The following is a 24,795-nucleotide window of genomic DNA, read 5'->3' on the forward strand; positions in this document are numbered from 1 at the left end:
TCGCAAGAACCGTGACAGCCGCCGCCGGGCTTGATAGAGGCTCTGCTTTCGCAGCGATCAGGATGATTGCAGCAACCACGGTGATTTATGGCCGAACCCCCGCTGAAAGGCGTCCGCGTCGTCGAACTCGCCCGCATTCTTGCCGGGCCCTGGGCCGGGCAGTTGCTTGCCGATCTCGGCGCCGATGTCATCAAGGTCGAGAGCCCGGACGGCGGCGACGACACCCGCAAATGGGGTCCGCCCTTCGTCATGAGCCACGACGGCGAGAACCTGTCGGCCGCCTATTACCATTCCTGCAATCGCGGCAAGCGCTCCATCGCCATCGACTTCTCGACGCCCAAAGGCGCCGAGACGGTGCGCCGGCTGGTCGCGACGGCGGATGTGCTGATCGAGAACTTCAAGCTCGGCGGCCTGAAGAAATACGGGCTCGACCATGGCAGCCTGAAGGAAATCAACCCTCGCCTCGTCTACTGCTCGATCACCGGTTTCGGTCAGGATGGGCCTTATGCGCCTCGCGCGGGCTACGATTTCATTATCCAGGCCATGGCCGGCATGATGTCGATTACCGGCGAGCCCGGCCGCGAGCCGCAGAAAGCCGGCGTCGCCATCTCGGATATCTTCACCGGCCTCTATTCGGTCATCGCCATCCAGGCAGCACTTCGCCATGCCGAACAGACCGGCGAAGGCCAGCACATCGACATGGCGCTGTTCGACACCCAGATCTCGGCGCTCGGCAACCAGAACCTCAATTATCTCGTTTCCGGCAAGTCGCCGGTGCAGATGGGCAATGCCCATATGAACATTGCCCCCTACGAAGTGCTTCCGGTCAGGGACGGCCACATCATCCTGGCTGTCGGCAATGACGGCCAGTTCGCCAAATTCTGCGCCGCGGTCGGGCTGGGCGATTTGCCGGCCAATCCCGATTTCACCACCAATCCGGCCCGCGTCGCCAATCGCGTGGAACTTCGCGCACGCATCATCGAGGCGCTGAAGATTTTTGATCGCGATCCGCTGCTGGCGAAGCTCGAAGCCGCCAGCGTGCCGGCAAGCCCGATCAACACGATCGGCCAGATGTTCGACGACCCGCAGACCATTGCCCGCGGCATGCGGCTCGACCTCGACGACGGCCATGGCAACCGCCTGCCATCGGTGCGCGCGCCGATGGTGATGTCGGGCACACCGCTTACTTATGAACGCCCCTCGCCGCGCCTTGGCGAGCACACTGACGAAATCCTTGCCGAACTGGAGAAGTCTGGGAAATGAAGACCGGTGGACAACTGATCGTCGACGCCCTCGAAGCCAATGGCACCGACCGTATGTTCTGCGTGCCGGGCGAATCCTACCTTGCGGTGCTTGACGCGCTGCATGATTCCTCGATCCGCACCATCGTCTGCCGCCAGGAAGGCGGTGCTGCCATGATGGCCGACTGCCAGGGCCGGCTGACCGGCAAGCCCGGCATCTGCTTCGTCACCCGCGGACCCGGCGCCACCAACGCTTCGGCCGGCATCCACATCGCCATGCAGGATTCGGTTCCCCTCATCCTGTTCATCGGCCAGGTCGCCAGCCACGCCAAGGAGCGCGAGGCGTTCCAGGAAGTGGACTATGTCAGGTTCTTCGGCGACATCGCCAAATGGGTGGTCGAGATCGACGACGCCTCGCGCATCCCCGAATTCGTCACGCGCGCCTTTGCCGTGGCGACGTCGGGCCGCCCCGGCCCGGTCGTCATATCGCTGCCTGAGGATATGCTGACCAGCGTCGTCGACGCGCCGGAAGCACTTCCGCACACGCCGGTCGAAACCTATCCCGGCGAGGCCGAACTCGACGCACTGGAAATGCTGCTTGCCGGTGCGAAGCGACCCTTCGTCATCCTTGGCGGCACGCGCTGGAACGCGGACGCGGTGGCGCGGATGCATGAGATCGCCGAGGCCTGGTCGCTTCCTGTCGGCTGTTCCTTCCGCCGCCAGATGCTGTTCGACCATCTTCATCCAAACTATGCCGGCGATGTCGGCATCGGCATCAATCCGAAGCTGGCAACCGCTATCAAGCAGGCCGACGTCGTTCTCTTGATCGGCGGGCGCATGGGCGAGATGCCCTCTTCCGACTACACGCTGCTGAAGAGCCCCTATCCCGACCAGGCCCTGGTGCATGTCCATGCCGATGCCGGCGAACTCGGCCGCGTCTACCGTCCGACCCTGGCGATCAATGCTTCGCCAGCGGCTTTCGTCGAGGCTTTCACCAAGCGCATGCCGGCCGGAACGCCATCATGGGCGGCCGAAACAGCCAAGCTGCATGCCGCCTATCTCGACTGGTCGACTCCGCCTGAAAACGGTCCCGGCCCGGTCCAGATGGGACCGATCATGAACTACCTGGAAAAAGTGCTGCCGGACGATGCCATCCTCACCAATGGCGCCGGAAATTACGCAACCTGGGTACACCGCTTCCATCGCTTCCGCCGCTTCGCCACGCAAGGAGCGCCGACGTCGGGCTCGATGGGCTACGGCACGCCGGCAGCGGTCGCCGCCAAGGCGCTGTATCCGGAGCGCACAGTGGTCGCCTTCGCCGGCGACGGCTGCTTCCTGATGAACGGCCAGGAATTCGCCACCGCCGTGCAGTACGACCTGCCGATCGTCGTCATTCTCGTCAATAACGGTATTTACGGCACCATCCGCATGCACCAGGAACGCGAATATCCCGGCCGCGTCGTCGGCACCGATCTGAAGAACCCTGATTTTGCAGCACTTGCCCGCGCCTATGGCGGCCATGGCGAGACGGTGGAGAAGACAGCTGATTTCGCGCCTGCCTTCGAGCGCGCGCGAACCAGCGGCAAACCGGCGATCGTCGAGATCAGGCTCGATCCCGAAGCGATCACCCCGACCCGGACGATGACGCAGATACGCGACAGGGCTTAAGGGCCGGCAGCACAGAGGGCGGGCTGTCCCGCCGGCCTTCAAGCGTTAGCCGCGCTTCCGGCTCTACATCGCCTTTTCGATCTGGCCGCGAATCTCGCCGTCCTTGTTGGCCGCCGTGTGCACATTGACGTAATACTTGCCGGCCTCGAGGTCAGCGGCCTGCGCATCGGTCAGCGTCGCCGACCCCTTGATCGGGCTCTTGAGCTTGCCTTTGAACGGGATCACCGGAGGCGCATTCTCGCCCGCCGCCGCCGGGCCGTGAATGTGCGCCGCTGTCGCCGGGCCGCTGAGGCCGGAATACTTCACGTTCCAGCTGAGCTTCTTCTTGGTGGTGTCGAAGGTGAGAGTGGCCGTCCCCTTGCCCTTCGTGGTGACGGCTGGCCTCTGCTGGCCGCCATCGAGGGTCGCCTTGTATTTTACCATCTCGGCCATGGCCGGTGATGCGAACAGGAAAGCGGTGGAAATGGCGAGCGCCGATAGCGCCGGCAGAAAGGAGTGAGCGCGCATGAAGGACCTCCGATTGACAAAGCGTGCGTCGCGGCTCCCCGACGCGCGCATGCTTCAATGCAACGGCTGGACGGCGCAATGTATCCCCGCACACGGTTTTGTGATTGGAGCGCATGGAAAAGGGGCGGTCGCCCGCCCCTTTGATCGTCAGACCCGGTCTCAGGCGCTGTTGATCGCGCCTGCGAGGCCTACTTGACCGCCTTGTCGGTGATGGCGGTGGTATAGGCGCCTTTCGGCTCCTTGGTGATGATCTTCTGGTCGAGCAGCGCCTTGGCGGTGCGTTCGTAGGTCGCCGGGTCGAGCTTGCCGTCGGCATTGTCGATCAGCTTGGCAACTTCGCTCATCATCCGCTTCTGGTGGTTCTCGTCCTGGCCGCCGCCGTCCATGACGATGCTTGCGGCTTCGTCATTGTTGTCGACCGCGTATTTCCAGCCCTTCATCGAGGCGCGCACGAACCGCACCATCTTGTCCTCGAAGGCCGGATCCTTGAGCTTGTCTTCCGAGGCATAGAGGCCGTCCTCAAGCAGGTCGTTGCCCATGGCCGAGTAGTTGAACACGGTCAGCTGTTCGGGCTTATAGCCGGCGTCGATCAGCTGCCAGTACTCATTGTAGGTCATGACCGAGATGCAATCGGCCTGCTTCTGGATCAGCGGCTGCACGTCAAAGCTCTGCTTCAGCACGGTGACGCCATCGGGGCCACCCTCCGTCTTGAGGCCAAGCTTGTTCATCCACGCGTAGAACGGATATTCGTTGCCGAAGAACCAGACGCCGAGCGTATGACCCTTGAAGTCGGCTTCGGTCTTGATCGGGCCGTCCTTCGGGCAGACCAGCTCCATGCCGGCCTTCTTGAACGGCTGGGCGATGTTGACCAGCGGCACGCCCTTCTCGCGCGCGGCGAGCGCGCCGCCCATCCAGTCGACGATAACGTCGGCACCGCCGCCCGCGATCACTTGCTCGGGGGCGATGTCGGGACCGCCTGGCTTGATGTCGACGTCGAGGCCTTCAGCCTCATAGAAACCCTTGGCCTTGGCGACATAGTAGCCGGCAAACTGCGCCTGCGTGACCCATTTCAGCTGCAACGTCACCTTGTCGGCGGCCATCGCCTGGAACGCGGCCAGCGACATCGCGCCGGCCAGAACTGGAATGATAAGTCTTTTCATTTTTTTACCCTCTGAAGTTAGTGCCCAAACCCACCGCCCCTATCCACCACGGACAGAGGGATGCCAAAACGTGACGGCCCTTTCGACAAGGGCGACCACGCCATAAAAGACCGAACCCGCAAGTGCTGCAACTGCGATTTCGGCCCAGACCATGTCGATGTTCATCCGCCCGACCTCAGTCGAAATGCGGAAGCCCATGCCGACGACGGGCGTGCCGAAGAACTCGGCGACGATGGCGCCAATCAGCGCCAGCGTCGAATTGATCTTCAGCGCGTTGAAGATGAAGGGAGCGGCGGCCGGCAGCCTGAGCTTGACGAGCGTCGGCCAGTAGCCCGACGCATAGGTGCGCATCAGGTCGCGCTCCATATGGCCGGACGCGGCGAGCCCGGCGACCGTATTCACCAGCATCGGGAAGAAGGTCATGATGATGACCACCGCCGCCTTGGATTGCCAGTCGAAGCCGAACCACATGACCATGATCGGCGCCACGCCGATGATCGGCAGCGCCGAGACCATATTGCCGATCGGCAGAAGTCCACGCCGCAGAAACGGTACGCGGTCGGCGAGAACAGCGGTGATGAAGCCAGCGCCGCTGCCCACCACATAACCGAAGAGCACCGCCTTGAAGATGGTTTGCCGGACATCGGCGCCGAGCACCGGCAGCGAGCTGACGATGCGCGCGCCGATGGCGCTCGGCGGCGGCAGCAGGATGAAAGGAATGCCGGCGCCGCGTGTGACGGCTTCCCAGATGATCAGGATCCAGGCGCCGAAGATAGCGGGGATGACCAGACGCAGTGCGGTCCGGACCCATCCTGCCTTCGGCCGCAATCCCGAAAGCACCGCCACACAACGCCAGCCAAGCAGCCAGGCAGCCGCGAGCAGAAGAAAATACGGCGCCAGCGCCGTCCCTTCGAAACCTGCGATGCCCGATATCAGCAGCCAGGCGACGAGATGGGCCCCTATGAAGAGCACCACGGCCTCCGCCAGGGGCGGAATCCTGACCATTGAGATCAGCGCCGCCAGCACGGCCACGCCAAGCATCAAGCCCTTCATTCCGAGATAGGGGTAGCCGATACTGGCCGTCGGATCGGCAAGCGCTGCCGCTTCCGGCTTCGACATGGCGCCGAGCGCAATCGCGATCAGGCACAGCACGATCGCCAGCACGGCCTGCCAGGAAGGTTTCAGCCAGTTCATGCCGGCCTCCCGCCCATGGCGCGGTCGACGACGCGGCCGGCGATGCCAACCACCATCACCAGCAGTGCCGCCACGATGGAGCCCGCGACCAGCGCCGACCAGATGTCGATCGACTGGCTGTAATAGGCGCCGGCCAACAGCTTGGCGCCGATACCGGCGACCGCGCCGGTCGGCAGTTCGCCGACGATTGCGCCCACCAGGCTTGCCGCCACCGCGACCTTCATCGAGGTGAACAGGAATGGCACCGAGGCTGGCACACGCAGTTTCCAGAAGGTCTGCGCGCGGCTGGCATTGTAGGTGTGCATCAGGTCGAGATGCATGATCTCGGGCGAGCGCAGGCCCTTCACCATGCCTACGGTTACCGGGAAGAACGACAGATAGGTCGAGATCATCGCCTTCGGGATCAGTCCGGTAATGCCGATTGCCGCCAGAACGACGATGATCATCGGCGCCACCGCCAGGATCGGAATGGTCTGCGAGGCGATGATCCACGGCATCAGGCTGCGGTCGAGCGTCGCGACATGGACGATGCCGACGGCGATGACGATGCCGAGTGCGGTGCCGAAGGCGAAGCCGAGCAGCGTCGAGGACAGCGTAACCCAGGCGTTGTAGACGAGACTGCGGTTTGAGGTGATGGGCCGCAGAAAAGTGTTCTCGAAGAAATTCACCGCCACCTGATGCGGCGCCGGCAGCGTTGGCTTGGGCTGCGACAGCGTCTTGCCGATGAGTTCGCCGAACGTGGAGGTTTCGTTGGCACGCCGGTCGAGATCGCGCTGGAAGGGCGCGTTGAGGATGACGGCGAAGATGTACCAGAGCACGACCACGCCCAGAAGGATGGAGGTTACGGGGATGATCTTGGAGCGGAAGCTATCCATGGGCGGGGCCTCCTCCTCTCCCCCACGGGGAGAGGATGGCCGGAGCGAAGCGAAGGCCGACCACCTTCGCCTTCGTCATCCTAGGGCGGAGCAACGCGAAGCGTCGCGCAGACCCTAGGATCCATTCCGTGACGTTGGCCGGGGGGTATAAGCGGTCGAGAGTGTTCGCCTTCGAACGCACAGCGTAAGGTGCATCGGTCTGCACCGCTGCGGAACGTTGAGATAACGGCATGGATCCTAGGGTCTGCGCCGCGTCGCTTCGCTCCTTGCTCCGCCCTAGGATGACGAAGTCGCGATGGACCGCGCGCTTGTCGCTCCCCTCAATCATCATAACTATGCCCTGCCCTCAACCCATCGCGCACCCGCGCCGCGATCGCCAGAAACTCCGGCGTCTCGCGGATGTCGAGCGGCCGCTCTTTCGGCAGCGTCGATTCGATGATGTCGCTGACCCGGCCCGGGCGCGGCGACATGACGACGATGCGCGTCGACAGGTAGACGGCTTCCGGAATGGAGTGGGTGACGAAGCAGATGGTCTTGTTCGTCCGTCCCCATAGTTGCAGCAATTGCTCGTTGAGGTGGTCGCGCACGATCTCATCCAGCGCGCCGAACGGCTCGTCCATCAGCAACAGGTCGGCATCGAAGGCCAGCGCACGCGCGATCGAGGCGCGCTGCTGCATGCCGCCGGAAAGCTGCCAGGGGTATTTCTTCTCGAAGCCACTGAGGTTGACGAGGTCGAGCGTGCGCTTGATCCGCTCCGCCTGCTCGGTCTTGGACAGGCCCATGATTTCCAGCGGCAGCCCGACATTGCGCTCGATGGTGCGCCAGGGAAACAGGGCGGCGGCCTGGAAGACATAGCCGTAGGCACGTCTCTCGCGCGCCTGTTCCGGCGTCATGCCATTGACCGAGATCGTCCCCGAAGTGGGCTTTTCCAGATCGGCGATGACGCGCAGCAAAGTAGTCTTGCCGCAACCCGAAGGCCCGATGAAGGAGACGAACTCACCCTTGCCGATGGTCAGGTCGACATTGGACAGCGCCTGTACCGGCCCGTCATTGGTCTGGAAGGTGAGGCCCAGTTTGCTTGCCGAAACGACGGCTGGCGAAGGTCCCGTCATCGGTTGCTGCCTGCCTTCCGCCGCACGAAACCGATTGCTTTTATCGTGATGTTGTTTTCCACTCGACCCGTCCCATTGGCCCCAGTCCTGCTGAGTTTGTCCCGCTCGGTCGACGCCCGGAGTTTCCCCGATGTCGCCTAAACCGACTTGTCATCTTATCCGCCCTGAAAGCACTTATGAAGGCAAGCAGGGCCTGACCTATTTCGCCGGCATAGCCACCGAGTCGGTCGGCTCCTCCGGCATTTGCATGCACGTCCTCACCATGCCGCCCGGTGCCCGCGCCAAGGCGCATCTGCACGAGAACCATGAAACGGCGATCTACGTGCTCTCCGGCGAGGTCCATACCTGGTATGGCGACCGGCTGGAGCATCACATCGTCGTCAAGGCCGGCGACCTCTTCTACATTCCCGCAGGCGTGCCGCATTTGCCGGCCAATCTGAGCAATGCGCCGTCCTCGGCCGTCATCGCCCGCACCGATCCCAACGAACAGGAAAGCGTCGTCCTGCTGCCGGAGTTGGACGCGCTCGTCGCCTGAGGGCGGTATTGGCGGGTTGGCCGGCCGAGGCTCAATAGCTCCAGGTCCGCGCTGCCCCTCATCGCCCTGCCGGGCACTTCTCCCCGTATAGAGACAGGGAGAAGGACGCCATCGCGAAGGATTCCGCCAATCGCCAGCGTTGGCAAAAAGAGCGCCGAGGTTGCGCTCAGCCATCTTCTCCCCGTCTCTATACGGGGAGAAGATGCCGGCAGGCAGATGAGGGGCGGCGCCGACCTCGGCAATTATCTGCACCGAGACACTTCCCCGTATACGCTGCCGTCCTCGTCGGCGATCACCAACTTCTTGGCATTCTTGGCGCTGTGCTTGATCGTGAAGGTGGCGGGCGACTTTCCCTCCTCGCCTTCGGCTTCGCACTCTGCCTTGACCGTCAGCGAACCATCGGCCTCACCGTGTTTGCCGGTGAAGGCGCAGGCACTGGTCGCGGTGATAAAATCGGTGTCGGTCAGCAGCAGCATGTCTTCGGCATAGACCTTCTGGCCGTTCTTGTTGATGCAGCCGGACTTATTGCCATAGGGCTTGGACAGGTCGATGCCGGCCGCCGAGGCGGAGCCGGCTGCCAGAACAACAACGGCGGTGAGATAGAGCCCCGCGCACCTCACCTCAAACACCCGTCGCCGGAATGCCTGTCCGCTCGACCTTGCGCGGCGCGGTGATCTCCTTCCAGGTCGACAGCGCCCGGTTGACGGCCGCGTTCGGTTCGCGGCCGACGAACTCACCATGGCCAGGCTTGGCCTTGACCTCGCCCTCCTCGACCGACAGCTCGCCGCGCGAGAACACGAAGCGCGGCAGTCCAGTCACCTCGACGCCTTCGAAGACGTTGTAGTCGATGACGGACTGCTGCTTCTCAGCGGAAATCTTCTTCTTGCGCTGGGGATCCCAGACGATGATGTCGGCATCCGCGCCTTCGACGATCGCGCCCTTCTTCGGATACATGTTGAGGATCTTGGCGATGTTGGTCGAGGTCACGGCGACAAACTCGTTCATCGTCAGCCGGCCGGTATTGACGCCCCTGGTCCACAGCACCGGCAACCGGTCCTCGAGGCCACCCGTGCCGTTGGGGATCTTGGTGAAATTGCCGACGCCGAAGCGCTTCTGGTCGGTGGTGAAGGCGCAATGGTCGGTCGCCACCACCTGCAGCGAACCGGCCTGCAGGCCGGCCCATAGCGAATCCTGGTGCAGTTTGTTGCGGAAGGGTGGGCTCATCACGCGGCGCGCCGCATGGTCCCAGTCCTTGTCGAAATACTCGCTCTCGTCCAGCGTCAGGTGCTGGATCAGCGGCTCGCCGAACACCCGCATGCCTTTCTGGCGTGCCCGGCGGATCGCCTCGTGGCTCTGTTCGCACGAGACATGCACGACATAGAGCGGCACGCCCGCCATGTCGGCGATCATGATGGCGCGGTTGGTCGCCTCGCCCTCCACTTCCGGCGGGCGCGAATAGGCATGTCCCTCGGGGCCGTTATTGCCGGCGGCAAGCAACTTCTGCGACAGGGCCGCGACCACGTCGCCATTCTCGGCATGCACCAGCGGCAGCGCGCCGAGGTCGGCGCAGCGCTGGAACGACGCGTACATCTCGTCGTCGTCGACCATCAGCGCGCCCTTGTACGCCATGAAGTGCTTGAACGAGGTGATGCCCTTGTCGACCACGGTGGCCATCTCGTCGAACACCTGCTTGCCCCACCAGGTGATCGCCATGTGGAACGAATAATCGCAGGACGCCCTCGAGGTCTTGTTGTCCCACATCTGCAAGGCTTCGAGCAGCGATTGCTGCGGCGCCGGCAGGCAGAAATCGACCACCATCGTCGTGCCGCCGGCTAAGGCCGCACGCGTGCCGGACTCGAAATCATCGGCCGAATAGGTGCCCATGAACGGCATTTCGAGATGGGTGTGCGGGTCGATGCCGCCCGGCATCACATAGCAGCCGGTGGCGTCGTACTCATGGTCGCCATGCAGGTCCGAGCCGATGGCGACGATCCTGCCGTGCTGCATCAGCACGTCGGCCTTCCAGGTTCGGTCGGCGGTGACGACGGTGCCGTTCTTGATGACTTTGGTCATTTTGCTGTTCCCTTGTTCTTCTCTTCCCGCTTCTTGGTGAGCGGCGTTTGAAGGTAAATCTCTAAGTTCACTCCACTATAACGGCCGTCTCCACCACCGCATGGAACAGAACGTCGGCGCCGGCCGCTGCCCATTCCTTGGTGATCTCTTCCGCCTCATTGTGGCTCAACCCATCCACGCAAGGGCACATCACCATGGCGGTAGGCGCGACGCGGTTGATCCAGCAGGCGTCGTGGCCGGCACCCGAGACGATGTTGCGATGCGTATAGCCAAGCCGCTCGGCCGCGTCGCGGATCGCCTTGACGCAGCCCTTGTCGAAGGTGACCGGATCGAAAGCGCCGACCTGCTCGATCTTGTACTGGATGTCGAGCGCGTCGCAGATCGTGCCGATGCCTTCGCGGATGCGGCCATCCATGGCGTCGAGCACTTCCTTTTCCGGCGAGCGTATGTCGATGGTGAAGACGGTGCGCCCGGCGATGATGTTGCGCGAGTTAGGGTAGACCTCCATGTGGCCGACCGCGCCGACGGCGTCGGGCTGGTAGTCCATGGCGACCTCGTGGACCAATTCGATCACCCGTGCCATGCCGAGCCCGGCATTGCGGCGCTTGGGCATCGGCGTCGACCCGGTATGCGCCTCCTTGCCGGTCAGCGTCACCTGCAGCCATTTCAGGCCCTGGCCATGGGTGACGACACCGATGTCGATGTCCTCGTCCTCGAGGATCGGGCCCTGTTCGATATGCAGTTCGAAGAAGGCGTGGATCTTGCGATCACCGACCTTCTCGGTGCCCTTCCAGCCGATGCGCTCCAGTTCCTCGCCGAATTTCTTGCCGTTTTTGTCCGTGTGCTCGTAGACGTCGGCCTGGTCGAGCACGCCGGCGAACACACCGGACGCCATCATGGCCGGCGCGAAGCGCGCGCCCTCCTCGTTGGTCCAGTTGGTGACGACGATCGGATGTTTGGTCTTGATGTCGAGATCATTGAGCGAGCGCACGATCTCCAGGCCGCCCAGAACGCCGAGAACGCCGTCATATTTGCCGCCGGTCGGTTGCGTATCGAGATGGCTGCCGACATAGACCGGAGGCAGGCTGGGGTCGGTGCCTTCGCGGCGGGCAAACATGGTGCCCATCTCGTCGACGCCCATTTCGAGCCCCGCGGCATCGCACCAGCGCTTGAACAGATGCCGGCCCTCGCCATCCTCGTCGGTCACGGTCTGGCGATTGTTGCCGCCGGCGATGCCGGGGCCGATCTTCGCCATCTCCATCAGCGAATCCCACAAACGGTCTGAGTTGATTCGCAGATTCTCGCCGGGTGCGGCCATTCAAAACCTCATCAATTGCGGGGCGTCCCCCTCCCCCTCGAGGGGGAGGGATATCGGCGCCCAGTTCTTCAATCGATCATCCTAAGCACTTCACGCACATGATCGATCAGTTCGTTGATCTGGCCCTTGGTGATGATCAGCGGCGGCGACAGTGCGATGATGTCGCCGGTGGTGCGGATCAGCGCGCCGCGCTCGAACGCCTTGACGAAGGCCGAGAAGGCCCGCTTGGTCGGACTGCCGGCGATCGGCGCCAGTTCGATCGCACCGATCAGGCCGATGTTCCTGATGTCGATGACATGCGGTTCGCCCTTCAGCGAATGCAGTGCATCTTCCCAGTAAGGCGCCAGTTCCTCGCCGCGCGTCAGCAGGCCCTCTTCCTTGTAGGTGTCGAGCGTGCCGAGTGCAGCCGCACAGGCGATCGGGTTGCCCGAATAGGTGTAGCCGTGGAAGAACTCGATCATGTGCTCGGGGCCGGTCATGAAGGCGTCGTGGATTTCCTTCTTCACGAACACCGCGCCCATCGGGATGACGCCGTTGGAGACGCCCTTGGCGGTGGTCATGATGTCGGGCGTGACGCCGAAATAGTCGGCCGCGAACGGCGCACCGAGACGGCCGAAACCGGTGATGACCTCGTCGAAGATCAACAGGATGCCGTGCTTGGTGCAGATTTCGCGCAGCTTCTCGAGATAGCCCTTCGGCGGCAGAATGACGCCCGTGGAACCCGCGACCGGCTCGACGATGACGGCGGCGATGGTCGAGGCGTCATGCAGGGCGACGATACGCTCAAGCTCGTTGGCGAGCTCCGCGCCATACTCCGGCACGCCTTTGGAGAAGGCGTTCTTCTCCGGCAGATGCGTGTGCGGCATGTGGTCGACGCCGCCCAGCAACGTGCCGAACATCTTGCGGTTGGTGACGATGCCGCCGACCGAGATGCCGCCGAAATTGACGCCGTGATAACCGCGCTCGCGGCCGATGAGGCGGGTGCGCGACCCCTCGCCCTTCACGCGATGATAGGCGATCGCCATCTTCAGCGCCGTTTCCACCGATTCCGAACCGGAATTGGTGAAGAAGACATGGTCCATGCCCTTGGGCGCGAGGTCGACCAGGCGGTTCGCGAGCTCGAACACGATCGGATGGCCCATCTGGAAGGCGGGTGCATAATCCAGCTCGGCGGCCTGGTGCTGGATCGCCTCGGTGATCTTGGGGCGGCAATGGCCGGCGTTGACGCACCACAGGCCGGCGGTGCCGTCCAATACCTTGCGGCCATCGCTGGTCGTGTAATGCATGTCCTTGGCGGACACGAACATGCGCGGCGCCTGCTTGAACTGCCGGTTTGCCGTGAACGGCATCCAGAATGCGCTGAGATCGTTCGGCGTGACTTTCAGCCGGTTGGACATGACCAAGACTTCCCCTTGTAACCTGTTTCGCTGCGTCCAACGCTTGGTCTTTGCCGCGCTTTCATGCTACGCAAATTTTGACCGATTGGACAAACGTTTAGCACCGCCATGTCGGCGGTCAATGGATTACTAGCGGAAATGCGGCTCCTGAAGTGCGTTCCACAGCTTAGGGAAAAACTGGTCCAGAGAATTGGTCCAGATGACCTTGAATGCGAGATTTGGCAATACGAGGGTCCGCAACGGTGACCGCGAGCATGCAAGCCCCTCGCCGCACCCGCATCCAGCAGGAAAAGCGCGAACTGATCCTGGAGGCCGCGCTCGAAGTGTTTTCCACCAACGGCTTCCGCGGTTCGACCATCGACCAGATCGCCGAAGCCGCCGGCATGTCGAAGCCGAACCTGCTCTACTATTTCCGCCGCAAGGAAGACATTCACGAGACATTGATGGAACGGCTGCTCGAAACCTGGCTGGCGCCGCTGCGGGAACTCGACGACATCGGCGATCCGATGACTGAACTCAGGAGTTACATCAGGCGCAAGCTGGAAATGGCGCGCGACTTTCCGCGCGAGAGCCGCCTGTTCGCCAACGAGATCCTGCAAGGCGCGCCGCGCATCATGCCGCTGCTGGCGGGCGAGTTGAAGACGCTGGTCGACGAGAAAGCCGCCGTCATCAAGGGCTGGATGCGCGCCGGCAAGATCGCCCGGACCGATCCCTGGCACCTGATCTTCTCGATCTGGGCGACGACGCAGCATTACGCCGATTTCGATGTCCAGGTCCGCGCCGTGCTGGGGCCGAACCGTGGCGGCGACGGCCGCTTCGAGGACGCTGCCCGCTTCCTGGAGCAATTGTTCCTCGATGGGCTGAGGCCAAAAGGGTAACAGGCGAAATCATGTCTAGATTGGCCGAAGCGCACATTGGCTTCGTCATTCTAGGGCGAAGCAAGGAGCGAAGCGACGCGGCGCAGACCCTAGAATCCATGCCGCGACACATGAGCACCGCTACGGTCCAGAATTCTGCTCCGCTGCCCTATACTGTCAAGGTAACGGCATGGATCCTCGGGTCTGCGCGTCCGCTTCGCTTCCGCTCCGCCCGTGGATGACGAAGTTGAGAGCGCGCCGGCAGATAACTTCACGCGCTGCGCCGTTCGGCCGGCATCGCCTCCAGCAATCTTTGAAGTTTGGAGATCGAGTTCTGCTCGGCGAGCGGCGTGTAGACGATCAGCCGCATGTCCGAGCCGTCGTCGATCGACAGGCTCATATGCTCGAAGGCCATCAGGCCCACTGTGGGATGCCGGACATGCTTCACGCCAGTCAGCCTGCGCGCCACGTCGCGCCGGGGCCACCAGTCACTGAACTCGGGACTTGAACTCATCATCAGCGCGATCAGCCGTTCGAAATCCGGATCGCCGACATATTTGGCGCTTTCGGCACGAAACGAAGCAAGCACCACGCGGGCAAGTTCTTCCCAGTCGACCAGCAGGCGGCGATGGTGCGGGTTGGTGAACACCATGTGGACGATGTTTCTGCTATCGCCCTCGAGCAAGCCATAGTCGCCGAACACCGCCACGGCCGCGTCGTTCCAGGCAAGAACGTCCCAGCGGCGGCCGACGACATAGGCGGGCTGCAGCACCAGGCTTTGCAGCATGTGCAACAGCGTAGCGTCGACCTTTTCAGGCGCCGCCACACGACGCTCCGGCTGCTGGCGGCCGGCCAGGATGAACAGATGCCGCTTCTCGACGGCGTCGAGGCGCAAAGCCTCGCAGAGCGCCGCCAGCACTTCCACCGAGGGCCGCACGTCCCTGCCCTGCTCAAGCCAGGTGTACCAGGTGGTGCCGACACCGGCGATCATCGCCACTTCCTCCCGCCGCAGACCCGGCGTGCGCCGTCGCGGACCTGTCGCGATGCCGGTGGCCGATGGCGCCAGCCTTTCCCGGCGCGACCGCAGGAAGGCGCCGAGTTCGCGCCGGCGGCTCTCGTCGGCTGATCGGGTGGAGGCAACGGGAGCGTTCATACCGGCTATTATAGCAGTATTGATACCAGGATAAAGTTTGAACTGTTTGACATGGGCGAAGCGCCCCATCTTGCGTTCAGAGCAACAACAGGAGGCTCTGAACATGGAATTGAAAGACAAGACCATCCTCATCACCGGCTCGACCGACGGCGTCGGCCGCGTGCTGGCGCAAAGGCTGGGTGCCGCCGGCGCACGGGTGCTGGTGCATGGCCGCGATTCCACACGCGGCGACGCCACTATCGCCGCCATCGAAGCGGCCGGCGGCAAGGCCGAATTTTTCGCGGCCGATCTCGCTTCGCTGGCGGAGGTACGACGCCTCGCCGAAGCCGTTCGCGCCAGCACGAGCCGCCTCGACATCCTCATCAACAACGCCGGCGTCGGCACCGCTGGCGACAAACGACAGACAAGCGCCGATGGCCACGAGTTGCGCTTTGCCGTCAATTATCTCGCCGGCTTCCTGCTGACTTCGGAGCTTCTGCCGCTGCTGAAGGCGAGCGCGCCGGCACGCATCGTCAACGTCGCGTCCGCCGGCCAGCAGGCGATCGATTTCGACGACGTCATGCTGACCCGCGGCTACAGCGGCGTGCGCGCCTATTGCCAGAGCAAGCTGGCGCAGATTCTGTTCACCGTCGATCTGGCCGGGCAGTTGGAAGGCAGCGGCGTCACCGTCAACGCGCTGCATCCGGCGAGCTACATGAACACCACCATGGTCCGCCAGGCGGGCGTCACGCCATGGAGTTCGGTCGAGACCGGCGCCGAGGCTATCTTGAATCTCGCCACCTCGCCCGCGCTGGAAGGGCGCAGCGGCCTCTATTTCGACGGCCTGCGCGAATCCCGCGCCGACGCCCAGGCTTACGATGCCAAGGCAAGACAACAATTGCGAAGCCTGAGCCTCGACCTCGTCGGGCTGGCTTTCCCTAAAACGAAGGAACAGCATTCATGACCAACAGAACCGAACACACGGTGATCATCGGCGGCTCATCCGGCATCGGCCTGGCGACGGCGCGCAAACTGCTCGGCCCGGGCATGAAGGTCACGATCACCGGGCGCAACCAGGACAAGCTCATCAGCGCCTGGAAAAGCCTTGGCGGAGCGGCCGACAAGGCGGCCTTCGACGCTTCGAAACCGGATGAAGTCCGCCAATTTTTCGAGCGCCTCGGCTCGTTCGACCACCTCGTTCTGGCGGCGAGCGGCGGCAAGGGCCTCGGTCCGTTCGAAACCCTCGACCTCACCGATATCGCCGGGGGCGTCGACGAGAAGGTGCGGCCGCAACTCTCCTGCCTGCAGGCCGCCTTGCCGACGCTGAACAAATCGGGGTCGGTCACCTTCATCTCGGCGGTATCGGCCCAGCTCGCCACGCCGGGCGTCGCCGGCATCGGCGCCATCAATGGCATGCTCCTGACCGTGGCGCCGATCCTGGCCATCGAGCTGAAGCCGCTGCGCGTCAACGTCGTGGCGCCGGGTGTCATCGACACGCCATGGTGGGACTTTTTGCCCGCAGAGCAGCGGCAGGCGGTCTTTGCCGACTATGCGGGGAAAACGCCGGTCGGCCGCATCGGCCGCGCCGAGGACGTCGCCTCGGCGATAGCCTTCCTCGTCTCCAACGGCTTCATGACCGGCCAGGTGCTGACCTGCGACGGCGGCCTACGGTTCGCGGCGTAAAACGTTGGAGAGTTAAAGCGACTGCGCGATCAGCGACAAAAACCTCCGCTCAGTGCGACATTGCCGACGAAGCCATTGATGCGGGATGCACGCTCCGGACCTGATGATCCCAGAAATTGTGGAACATCGGCGTCGCCACGATCAGGAACAGCACCAGCACCACGCAGGCAATCGCGGTCCAGAGGCCGACCATCACCAGCACTCCCGCGATGATCTGCGCGACAATGCCCGCCCACAACGCCAGCCGGGCCTGGGGCACGCCACGCGCGGCCATCAATCCGGTTAGGAAATCCGCGTTCTGGATGTTGCGCAGGCCGGCGAAGACAAAGGCACCGCCGAGCAGCAGGCGACCGAGAAACAGCAAGGTCGAAGGCAAATCGACAGGCATTGAACTCCCCCTTTGAAACAGTAGGGGGCCGCCTTTCCCCGGCGGCGCCCCAACAGATGTCCGGACTGTCAGGCCGCCTTGGCGGCCGGCATCGGATGGATGGCGTGGAACGGAATGCAAAGTCGGTTCCATGTGTTGATCATGCCGATCGCGACGGAGAGCTTGACCAGTTCCTCTTCCGAGAAATGCTCCAGCGTGCGCGCATAGAGTTCGTCCGGCACGCCATCGTTGGCGACCAGCGTCACCGCCTCGGTCCAGGCCAGTCCGGCGCGTTCGCGCTCGGAGAACAGCGGCGATTCCTTCCAGGCGGCGACGAGATAGAGCCGCTGCTCGGTCTCGCCGTCGCGCCTGGCTTCGCGGCTGTGCATCTCGACGCAGAAGGAACAGCCATTGATCTGCGAGGCCCTGAGCTTGACCAGGTGCAGCAGGCTCACCTCCAGTCCACATTCGTCGACCGCCTTGTTGAGTGCCGACACAGCCTTCATGATCTCGGGCGCCTTGGCGAAGAACTGCAGCCTCTGTTTCATCGTCTTTCCTTTCGCATCCTTGGGGAGGTTAATTTAGGCTTGGTTGGTTGAACTGGGTTTCTGCCGCCGTTGATGGCGCTCGACAAAGGCGCAGCTCGCGGCAAACGATCTGGGATCGCCTTCCGCGGCGTAATCCGCCACGATATCGGACAACTTCACCTCGGCGAGCGCTGCCCGGTAGGCGCGCTCCGCCTTCAGCATCGCGGCATTGATGCCGCAAGGTTTGACATAAGCAGAGGCATCGAGCTTGACCGGACCGTTGCGGCGGATCTCGCCGCAGCGAAAAGCCGGCTCGCGCCCTTCGATGGCCAGCACGATGTTGAGCAGCGTGATGCGTTCGGCAGCCCGCGCCAGCCGGTAGCCGCCGGCCGGGCCCGGCACCGATTCCAGAATGCCGGACGCCGTCAGCATGTTGAGGTGCTTCAGCAAATAGCTCGGCGACAGGCCAAAGGATTCCGCCAGCGCCGCGCCCGGCATGGTACTGTTGCCGTCGACGCTCGCCAGTGTCGCCGCGCAGTGGATGGCCGCCTCAACACCCTCGCCCAGCTTCATAATGCTAGTCTCCAATTCATAGACACAGAATATCCTGGATAATATTTATCTGCAATAGGAAAATGAAAAAGCGACGTCCGCAGACGCCGCTTTTGAAGGTTGCCCCTACTCCGCCGCCACCTTGGCCATCGGGTTGTTCGGGTGCGTGGTCCAGTTGGCATAGACCGGCGACACAGGTCTGCCGGTGCGCTGGTCCAACGCGCCGGCCGCAAGCGGCTCCATGGTGATGCAATTGTCCACCGGGCAGACATTGACGCACAGATTGCAGCCGACGCATTCGGCCTCGATCACCTCGAAATGCCTGACGCCGTTGACCATGCTGGTGATCGCCTGGTGCGAGGTGTCCTCGCAGGCGATGTGGCAGCGGCCGCATTTGATGCAGGCATCCTGGTCGATATGCGCCTTGGCGACATAGTTGAGGTTGAGATACTGCCAGTCGGTGACGTTGGGCGTGGCGCGGCCGATAATGTCGTCGAGCGAGCGGTGGCCCTTCTCGTCCATCCAGTTTTCGAGGCCGGCGATCATCTCCTGCACGATCTTGAAGCCGTAGGTCATCGCCGCCGTGCAGACCTGCACATTGCCGGCGCCTAGCGCCATGAATTCGGCGGCGTCCCGCCACGTGGTGATGCCGCCAATGCCGGAGATCGGCAGGCCGCGGGTTTCGGGATCGCGGGCGATCTCGGCCACCATGTTCATGGCGATCGGCTTCACCGCCGGGCCGCAATAGCCGCCATGCGAACCCTTGCCATCGATGGTCGGCATCGGCGCGAAACTGTCGAGGTCGACGCCGGTGATCGAATTGATGGTGTTGATCAGCGACACCGCGTCGGTGCCGCCGGCATGCGCTGCCCGCGCCGGCTTGCGGATATCGGCGATGTTGGGCGTCAGCTTGGTGATGACGGGCATGCGCGTATATTGCTTGCACCAGCGCACCACCATTTCGATATATTCCGGCACCTGGCCGACGGCCGCGCCCATGCCGCGTTCCGACATGCCGTGCGGACAACCGAAATTGAGCTCGATGCCGTCGGCGCCGGTCTCCTCGACCAGCGGCAGGATCGATTTCCAGCTCTCCTCGACGCAGGGCACCATGATCGAGGCGATCAGCGCACGGTCGGGCCAATCCATCTTGACCTGCTTCATCTCGCGCAGATTGGTCTGCAAATCGCGGTCGGTGATCAGTTCGATGTTGTTGAGGCCGAGCAGGCGCCGGTCGGCACCCCAGATCGCACCATAGCGCGGGCCGTTGACGTTGACCACCGGCGGCCCCTCTTCGCCCAATGTCTTCCAGACCACACCGCCCCAACCTGCCTTGAAAGCGCGGATGACGTTGTAGGCCTTGTCGGTCGGCGGTGCCGAGGCCAGCCAGAACGGATTGGGCGATTTGATGCCGACGAAATTGTTTCTGATGTCAGCCATGACAGGTCCCTTTCAACGGAGACGAAGGAGCATTTCCACGGGTGCAAGACTGCCGCCTTCAAGCGCGGCGGTGAGATTAGCGATCTTGGTGCGGGCATCCTCGCCCATGATCAGGCCGACGCCGGGCGGCGGCTTTTTGCCCTCGGCCTGCGCGGCGGCCATGCGGGCACGCATGGTGGCGAAGAATTCGATGGCGAAAGCGCCGCGCGGGCGCTCGGCGATTACTGAAAAGCCGCAGACGGTGGCGGCGGCTCGATAATCAGCAGGCGTGGCGACGAACGACATGGTCGCGTCGGAGGCCCATGGCAGCGGATAGGTCAGTGCTCCATCCTTGAGCCGCATCACGTCATAGACGGCAAAGACACCGCCGGGCTTCAGCACGCGGGCGGCCTCGCTCATCAGCTTGGCCTTGTCGGGAAGGTTCATGCCGACATGCAGGATCATTGCCGCATCGAAGCTGGCCTTGGCGAACGGCATGTCCAGCGCGCTGCCTTGCACGAAGCGCGTCTTGCCGGCCATTCCCACCCGTTTCGACAGGCTGGTCGCGATATCGACATAGCTTTGGGTCAGGTCGATGCCGGTGACATCGGCGCCGGCATTGTTCGCGGCAAAACGGGCCGGGCCGCCGATGCCTGAACCGATGTCGAGAAGCCGGGCTCCAGGCTTCAGCCCCATCTGGTCGATGAGTTCCCTGGTGGCGGCCACGCCGCCAATGTGGAATTCGTCGACCGCTGCGAGATCGTCAGCGCTCAGATGGTCAATTTCCACGCCGGTGTCGGCAAGCGCGGCAAGAATCCGCTCCTCCAGGCCTGAAATCTCGTAGTGACGGGCAATGCCCGGTTCCACCGTGGCCATGGTCCTTATCCCTGGGTCAGGCTCCTGTGGATGCTTTCCGCCGCGTCGCGGCCTTGCGCCACAGCCGAAACGGTCAGGTCGTCGCCACCAAAAATGCAGTCGCCGCCGGCCCAGACCTTGGCCAGCGATGTGCGCCCTTCCGCGTCGACCTTGATACGGCCGGCTTCGAGATCGATCGACGCCCCGCTGCCGTTGAGTGCAGCCGGCACGAAACTCTGGCCGATGGCCTTGAACACCTGGTCGGCAACCAGCGTCAGCGTCTCGCCGGTGCCGGCAAGCCGGTCGCCGTCGAGTGCCGTGTATTCGAGTTCGATGGCACTGACCTTGCCGCCTTCGGCAATCACCCGCTTCGGCTGCAGCCAGTGACGGATGGTGACGCCATTGGCGGCGGCCAGGTCCTGTTCGAATTCGGAGGCGTTCATATGCTCCTGGCCGCGCCGGTAGCAGATCGTCACCTCCTCGGCGCCAAGCAGCTTCGACTGCACGGCGGCGTCGATCGCCGTCATGCCGCCGCCGATGACGACGACGCGGCGGCCGACCGGCAATCCGGAGAGGTCGCTGGCCTGGCGCAGTTCGGCAATGAATTCGACCGCGTTGGTGACGCCGGCGGCATCCTCGCCATCGGCGCGCAGCGCGTTGACACCGCCAAGCCCCATGCCAAGGAAAACGGCGTCGTAATTGCGGATCAGGTCGGAGAGCTGGTAATCGCGGCCGAGCGCCTTGCCATTCTGGATGTCGATGCCGCCGATCGCGGTGACATAGTCGACCTCGGCCTGGGCAAAGTTGTCGACGCTCTTGTAGGCGGCGATGCCATATTCGTTGAGGCCGCCCGCCTTCGGGCGCGCCTCCAGGATGGTCACGTCATGGCCATGGCGGGCGAGCCGGTGCGCCGCGGCAAGACCGGCCGGGCCGGCGCCGACGACGGCTACGGTCTTTCCTGTCGGCTCGGCACGCGGATAAAACTGCCTGCTCTCGCTCATCGCGACATCGGTGGCGTAGCGCTGCAGACGGCCGATCTGGACCGGCTTGCCTTCCGCAACCTCGCGCACGCAAACCTCCTCGCACAGCGTCTCGGTGGGGCAGACGCGGGCGCACATGCCGCCCAAAATGTTCTGGTCGAAGATGGTCTTGGCCGAGCCGATCGGGTTGCCGGTCGAGATCTGGCGGATGAACAGCGGAATGTCGATCGAGGTCGGGCATGCGTTCATGCACGGCGCGTCGTAGCAGAAATAGCAGCGATCGGATTCGACCAGCGCCTCGTGATGATCGAGCGGGGGATGCAGGTCGGAAAAATTATCCGCGTATTGGTCGGGCAGAAGTCGGCCGCCGACAATACCCTCTTTGAACTGGCCTTCTGGCATTCTCAGTTCCCCATGTTTTCGTTTTGGGGAAGGCTAGCACGTTTTATTTTTTTATCAATTGGTCAATTTTTGGCGCAAATCGTTGAAAAGACTGGAAGAAAATATGATAACTGTATTCATGTTATGATGACGGTGACACTGGGATAAGGCCGCCACCCCTGCCGTTGCCGTGGATAGACCTGATCTCGTCGGCGACCAATTGCTGCAACGTCCAAAGATTGCGGTCGCGAATGCCGAATTCCTCGAGGTGGCTGACCGTGTTGTAAAGATATTCCGCCCCGGAGCCGACATGGCCGCAGGCGCGCGCCAGCACCCGTGCCACTGTCTCCAGCGGCTGCCCGAGCGAAGTGCCCCTGCCCGTCACCCCGACCCAGAAACCCAGCGCCCGCAGATGCCCTTGCGCCGTACGCACCGGGACCCACCTGACCGAAGCGACGCTCTCATGATCGTCGATCTCGCGCCGCAACAGCCTTTCGATCTGAGCAGTCTTCTCCCCTTCCGGCAAACGGTAGATCACACCATCGCACCGCCCGCCGCGTTCGAGGGCCATCATCAGCCCAGGCTGCGCGACGCTGCCGCGCCAGCGAACCATGTCGATGCAGAACGAGCGGTGCCAGCCATGGGCGGTGGCACGCTGGCGTTCGACGGACTCGAAAGCCGGCTTCCAGATCAGCGAGCCATAGGCGAACACCCATAGCGGCCCCGCATCTGCTTCATCGGCGAGCCGCGCGGAAAGGACCCGGAAATCCTCGTCGCTCAGTTGCGTCCAGCCGCCGCTGGGCCCGGGATCGGCCTCGTCGCGATGGCACAGTGCGACAAGCTCGGCTGTAAGTGACATCTGCCGCATGGAACGACGACCTCCTCCTCGAGGCCAAGCAAAGGCGAAAATCGCAAGACACGCAAGATTGCCAAGAGGGTGCGCCTTGCCGTTCCCGATTTCCAGCCCAGATGTCGGATTTCCGTCGTCAAGATCGCCCTAGGATGGATCGAACGACGATCGGCGCACAAAGGTGAGGAGACCGACCATGCCACAATCCCCGATGCCCTTCTTCTGGTACGAACTGATGACATCAGACCTCGACGCCGCCGAGGCTTTCTACCCCGCCGTGGTGGGCTGGAAGGCCGAGCCCTTCGATAAGGCTCCAGGCATGCCGCGCTATGTCGTCATGAATGCCGGCGAGCGTGGCGTCGGCGGCCTGATGACGATGCCTCAGGATGCCGCCAAGATGGGCATGCCGCCCGCCTGGCTGGGCTACATCCACACCAGGGATGTCGACGCGGCAACAGCGTCGCTGGAAAAGGCGGGGGGCGCCGTTCACCGCCAGCCCGACGACATTCCAGGCGTCGGCCGCTTTGCCGTCGTGGCCGATCCGCAAGGCGCGACCTTCATGCTCCTGCAGCCGAACGGCCCCGACCAGCCCGTCGTGCCGGCCAGCACGCCGGGCCATATCGGCTGGCATGAGCTTTATACGAGCGACTGGAAGGCCGCGTTTGACTTCTATTCCAGCCAGTTCGGCTGGGCCAATGCCGGCGAATTCGACATGGGGCCGATGGGCACTTACCAGACCTTTACCGCCGGCCCCGAATCCGGCGGTGGCATCATGAACAAGCCCGAGCAGATTCCGGTGCCGGTCTGGCAGTTCTATTTTAACGTGACCGGCATCGACGCGGCCGCAAAACGCGTCACCGACAATGGCGGCAAGATCCTGATGGGACCGATGGAGGTCCCCGGAGGCAGCTGGGTCGTGCAATGCCAGGATCCGCAAGGCGCGCACTTCGCTTTGATGGCGCCGGTGCGATAAGCGCCCGCGTCAACCGCTGATATCACGCTTGCTGGCGTCGACTTATTCCGGTGCCAGCACCGCGACCTTGAGGGTCTCTTTCCTGGCACCGCTGAACTGGACGGTGGCCTGGCCGGCCGCGAGTTTGAAGCGCACGCTTTTGCGGATGCCAGGGCAGGTCTTGACGCCGCTATAGCCGGACGATTTCACGGCTTTGCCGTCCTGGATGACATCGACCCAGGCCTCGCCCGACAGGCTGATCTGGATGGTCCCCTCCGGCGGCACCGCCACACTGGCGACGGCACCGAACGTGCCTTCCGCAGGTGCGCGTTCGGGCGGCACCGCAAAGCCGGCCTTCTCGGCCGGCACCAGCGCCAGATCCGCGGCCGCCCCTACTGCCAGTGTCGCTCCGGACGGCGTTGAGGGTGCCGTTGCAAACAGCGCCTGTTCGCGCGTCACCGGCCATCTGAAGGCCTCGCAGCCGGCGTCCTCGGCCATGGCTAAACTGGTACTCACAAGGATTGCGAACAGGCTGATGGCGACTTTTTTCATGACAAGGGGACCCACATGTGAAGAGCATCCAAATCGACGCCTACAACCAATACAACCAAACACACAAAAATGCAACCTTTACGAGAACCATATGAAAGGCGGGGAACATTTCCAATCACCAATTGTTGATGGCTGGCCATGAGATGTGAATGATCCACTGCCGGGCAATAACCTATGGCCGGTCCGAGAAGCCAAACGGAGTTTTGGATGAAGCTTTTCGATGGCCTTGCCAGATACCAGCCGCAGGCGCTTGGCGTTCTGCGCATCATGACCGCGCTGCAGTTCATCGAGCACGGCACGCAGAAACTGTTCAATTTCCCCGCCAGCGACCACGCAGCCACCGCGTTGAGCGGACTGCCGCTAGCAGCGGGCATCCTCGAATTCGCCGGTGGCATTCTGCTGGCGCTGGGCCTTTTCACCCGCCCGGTCGCATTCCTTCTGGCCGGCGAAATGGCGATTGCCTATTTCATGGCTCACATGCCGCGCGACTTCTTCCCCGTCAACAACAGCGGCGATTCGGCGATCTCGTTCTGCTTCATCTTCCTCTATCTGGTCTTTGCCGGCGCCGGCGCCTTCGCGCTCGACAACCGCCGCGGCGCATGATCCCA

General features: G+C 63.2%; 25 protein-coding genes and 1 pseudogene. 8 read left to right on the forward strand and 18 right to left on the reverse strand.

Annotated elements, in window-relative coordinates; translation table 11 throughout:
- The first annotated feature begins 87 nt into the window (after nt 1-87).
- Nucleotides 88-1,263 carry a CaiB/BaiF CoA transferase family protein gene (locus LB524_RS01995; RefSeq protein ID WP_140615574.1) on the forward strand — a complete coding sequence of 392 codons (1,176 nt, stop codon included), beginning with the start codon at nt 88-90 and terminating at the stop codon, nt 1,261-1,263.
- A complete protein-coding gene (locus LB524_RS02000; protein ID WP_224523371.1) occupies nt 1,260-2,909 on the forward strand; it encodes a thiamine pyrophosphate-binding protein in 1,650 nt (549 codons plus the stop codon). Before LB524_RS01995 ends, LB524_RS02000 begins: the two co-directional genes overlap by 4 nt.
- Nucleotides 2,910-2,972: 63 nt before the next feature.
- Here the strand turns inward: LB524_RS02000 and LB524_RS02005 are convergent, their stop codons facing one another.
- The 5 genes from LB524_RS02005 to LB524_RS02025 all read right to left on the reverse strand — a co-directional run bounded on the left by LB524_RS02005 (nt 2,973) and on the right by LB524_RS02025 (nt 7,757).
- Nucleotides 2,973-3,416, reverse strand: coding sequence for a CHRD domain-containing protein (locus LB524_RS02005; protein ID WP_224523373.1), 444 nt, complete (start codon nt 3,414-3,416; stop codon nt 2,973-2,975).
- Between the two features lie 188 nt (nt 3,417-3,604).
- Nucleotides 3,605-4,576 carry an ABC transporter substrate-binding protein gene (locus LB524_RS02010; protein ID WP_015317165.1) on the reverse strand — a complete coding sequence of 324 codons (972 nt, stop codon included), beginning with the start codon at nt 4,574-4,576 and terminating at the stop codon, nt 3,605-3,607.
- Between the two features lie 39 nt (nt 4,577-4,615).
- Nucleotides 4,616-5,770 carry an ABC transporter permease gene (locus LB524_RS02015; RefSeq protein ID WP_224523375.1) on the reverse strand — a complete coding sequence of 385 codons (1,155 nt, stop codon included), beginning with the start codon at nt 5,768-5,770 and terminating at the stop codon, nt 4,616-4,618.
- The gene (locus LB524_RS02020; protein WP_015317163.1) at nt 5,767-6,645 is read right to left on the reverse strand and encodes an ABC transporter permease; all 879 of its coding nucleotides are present in this window, start codon (nt 6,643-6,645) and stop codon (nt 5,767-5,769) included. The genes LB524_RS02015 and LB524_RS02020 overlap by 4 nt, the downstream gene beginning before the upstream one ends.
- A 320-nt stretch (nt 6,646-6,965) precedes the next feature.
- Nucleotides 6,966-7,757, reverse strand: a complete 792-nt coding sequence (locus tag LB524_RS02025; RefSeq protein ID WP_015317161.1) for an ABC transporter ATP-binding protein — start codon at nt 7,755-7,757, stop codon at nt 6,966-6,968.
- Between the two features lie 130 nt (nt 7,758-7,887).
- On the opposite strand from LB524_RS02025, the gene LB524_RS02030 reads away from it, so the two are divergent.
- Nucleotides 7,888-8,292: a cupin domain-containing protein gene (locus tag LB524_RS02030; RefSeq protein WP_015317160.1), complete on the forward strand. Its 405-nt coding sequence runs from the start codon at nt 7,888-7,890 to the stop codon at nt 8,290-8,292.
- Nucleotides 8,293-8,534: 242 nt separating this feature from the next.
- On the opposite strand, the gene LB524_RS02035 is transcribed toward LB524_RS02030, so the two are convergent.
- The 4 genes from LB524_RS02035 to LB524_RS02050 all read right to left on the reverse strand — a co-directional run bounded on the left by LB524_RS02035 (nt 8,535) and on the right by LB524_RS02050 (nt 13,080).
- On the reverse strand, nt 8,535-8,921 hold the full coding sequence (locus LB524_RS02035; protein WP_015317159.1) for a hypothetical protein: 387 nt from the start codon (nt 8,919-8,921) through the stop codon (nt 8,535-8,537).
- Nucleotides 8,914-10,365, reverse strand: a complete 1,452-nt coding sequence (gene hydA / locus LB524_RS02040; RefSeq protein ID WP_224523377.1) for a dihydropyrimidinase — start codon at nt 10,363-10,365, stop codon at nt 8,914-8,916. The genes LB524_RS02035 and hydA overlap by 8 nt, the downstream gene beginning before the upstream one ends.
- Before the next feature lie 67 nt (nt 10,366-10,432).
- Nucleotides 10,433-11,683 (reverse strand): Zn-dependent hydrolase, encoded by a 1,251-nt coding sequence (locus tag LB524_RS02045; RefSeq protein WP_224523379.1) that lies wholly within the window; start codon nt 11,681-11,683, stop codon nt 10,433-10,435.
- 68 nt (nt 11,684-11,751) lie between these two features.
- Nucleotides 11,752-13,080: an aspartate aminotransferase family protein gene (locus tag LB524_RS02050; RefSeq protein ID WP_140822299.1), complete on the reverse strand. Its 1,329-nt coding sequence runs from the start codon at nt 13,078-13,080 to the stop codon at nt 11,752-11,754.
- 254 nt (nt 13,081-13,334) lie between these two features.
- Here LB524_RS02050 and LB524_RS02055 point away from each other — a divergent pair, with 254 nt between their 5' ends.
- Nucleotides 13,335-13,958, forward strand: a complete 624-nt coding sequence (locus tag LB524_RS02055; RefSeq protein ID WP_224523390.1) for a TetR family transcriptional regulator C-terminal domain-containing protein — start codon at nt 13,335-13,337, stop codon at nt 13,956-13,958.
- A 250-nt stretch (nt 13,959-14,208) separates the two neighbouring features.
- Here LB524_RS02055 and LB524_RS02060 read toward each other — a convergent pair whose 3' ends face one another.
- The gene (locus tag LB524_RS02060; protein ID WP_140714527.1) at nt 14,209-15,090 is read right to left on the reverse strand and encodes a helix-turn-helix transcriptional regulator; all 882 of its coding nucleotides are present in this window, start codon (nt 15,088-15,090) and stop codon (nt 14,209-14,211) included.
- 103 nt (nt 15,091-15,193) lie between these two features.
- Here LB524_RS02060 and LB524_RS02065 point away from each other — a divergent pair, with 103 nt between their 5' ends.
- Both LB524_RS02065 and LB524_RS02070 read left to right on the forward strand, forming a co-directional pair.
- Nucleotides 15,194-16,033, forward strand: coding sequence for an SDR family NAD(P)-dependent oxidoreductase (locus tag LB524_RS02065; protein ID WP_224523392.1), 840 nt, complete (start codon nt 15,194-15,196; stop codon nt 16,031-16,033).
- The gene (locus LB524_RS02070) at nt 16,030-16,752 is read left to right on the forward strand and encodes an SDR family oxidoreductase (protein ID WP_224523394.1); all 723 of its coding nucleotides are present in this window, start codon (nt 16,030-16,032) and stop codon (nt 16,750-16,752) included. The genes LB524_RS02065 and LB524_RS02070 overlap by 4 nt, the downstream gene beginning before the upstream one ends.
- Nucleotides 16,753-16,764: 12 nt before the next feature.
- Here the strand turns inward: LB524_RS02070 and LB524_RS02075 are convergent.
- The 7 genes and pseudogenes from LB524_RS02075 to LB524_RS02105 form a co-directional block, all read right to left on the reverse strand.
- A pseudogene (locus LB524_RS02075) lies at nt 16,765-17,140 on the reverse strand (DoxX family protein).
- Between the two features lie 68 nt (nt 17,141-17,208).
- Nucleotides 17,209-17,667: a carboxymuconolactone decarboxylase family protein gene (locus tag LB524_RS02080; protein WP_224523396.1), complete on the reverse strand. Its 459-nt coding sequence runs from the start codon at nt 17,665-17,667 to the stop codon at nt 17,209-17,211.
- Nucleotides 17,668-17,700: 33 nt separating this feature from the next.
- On the reverse strand, nt 17,701-18,219 hold the full coding sequence (locus tag LB524_RS02085; RefSeq protein WP_224523398.1) for an RrF2 family transcriptional regulator: 519 nt from the start codon (nt 18,217-18,219) through the stop codon (nt 17,701-17,703).
- A gap of 105 nt (nt 18,220-18,324) precedes the next feature.
- Nucleotides 18,325-19,638, reverse strand: a complete 1,314-nt coding sequence (gene preA, locus LB524_RS02090; protein WP_140615544.1) for an NAD-dependent dihydropyrimidine dehydrogenase subunit PreA — start codon at nt 19,636-19,638, stop codon at nt 18,325-18,327.
- Nucleotides 19,639-19,650: 12 nt separating this feature from the next.
- The gene (locus LB524_RS02095; RefSeq protein ID WP_140665315.1) at nt 19,651-20,493 is read right to left on the reverse strand and encodes a class I SAM-dependent methyltransferase; all 843 of its coding nucleotides are present in this window, start codon (nt 20,491-20,493) and stop codon (nt 19,651-19,653) included.
- Between the two features lie 5 nt (nt 20,494-20,498).
- Entirely contained in the window at nt 20,499-21,854 is a 1,356-nt protein-coding gene (locus tag LB524_RS02100; RefSeq protein WP_015317145.1) for an NAD(P)-dependent oxidoreductase, read from the reverse strand.
- A 121-nt stretch (nt 21,855-21,975) separates the two neighbouring features.
- Nucleotides 21,976-22,701, reverse strand: coding sequence for a gamma-glutamylcyclotransferase (locus LB524_RS02105; RefSeq protein WP_224523400.1), 726 nt, complete (start codon nt 22,699-22,701; stop codon nt 21,976-21,978).
- A 178-nt stretch (nt 22,702-22,879) separates the two neighbouring features.
- On the opposite strand from LB524_RS02105, the gene LB524_RS02110 reads away from it, so the two are divergent.
- Complete coding sequence (locus tag LB524_RS02110; RefSeq protein ID WP_224523402.1) at nt 22,880-23,656, forward strand: VOC family protein; 777 nt, start codon at nt 22,880-22,882, stop codon at nt 23,654-23,656.
- 42 nt (nt 23,657-23,698) lie between these two features.
- On the opposite strand, the gene LB524_RS02115 is transcribed toward LB524_RS02110, so the two are convergent.
- The gene (locus LB524_RS02115) at nt 23,699-24,187 is read right to left on the reverse strand and encodes a hypothetical protein (RefSeq protein WP_140726016.1); all 489 of its coding nucleotides are present in this window, start codon (nt 24,185-24,187) and stop codon (nt 23,699-23,701) included.
- Between the two features lie 207 nt (nt 24,188-24,394).
- Between LB524_RS02115 and LB524_RS02120 the strand changes: the two genes are divergently transcribed.
- A complete protein-coding gene (locus tag LB524_RS02120; protein ID WP_140665323.1) occupies nt 24,395-24,790 on the forward strand; it encodes a DoxX family protein in 396 nt (131 codons plus the stop codon).
- Nucleotides 24,791-24,795 lie beyond the last annotated feature (5 nt).

It is taken from the genome of Mesorhizobium sp. ESP6-5, assembly GCF_020164695.1.
Taxonomy (GTDB): domain Bacteria; phylum Pseudomonadota; class Alphaproteobacteria; order Rhizobiales; family Rhizobiaceae; genus Mesorhizobium; species Mesorhizobium australicum.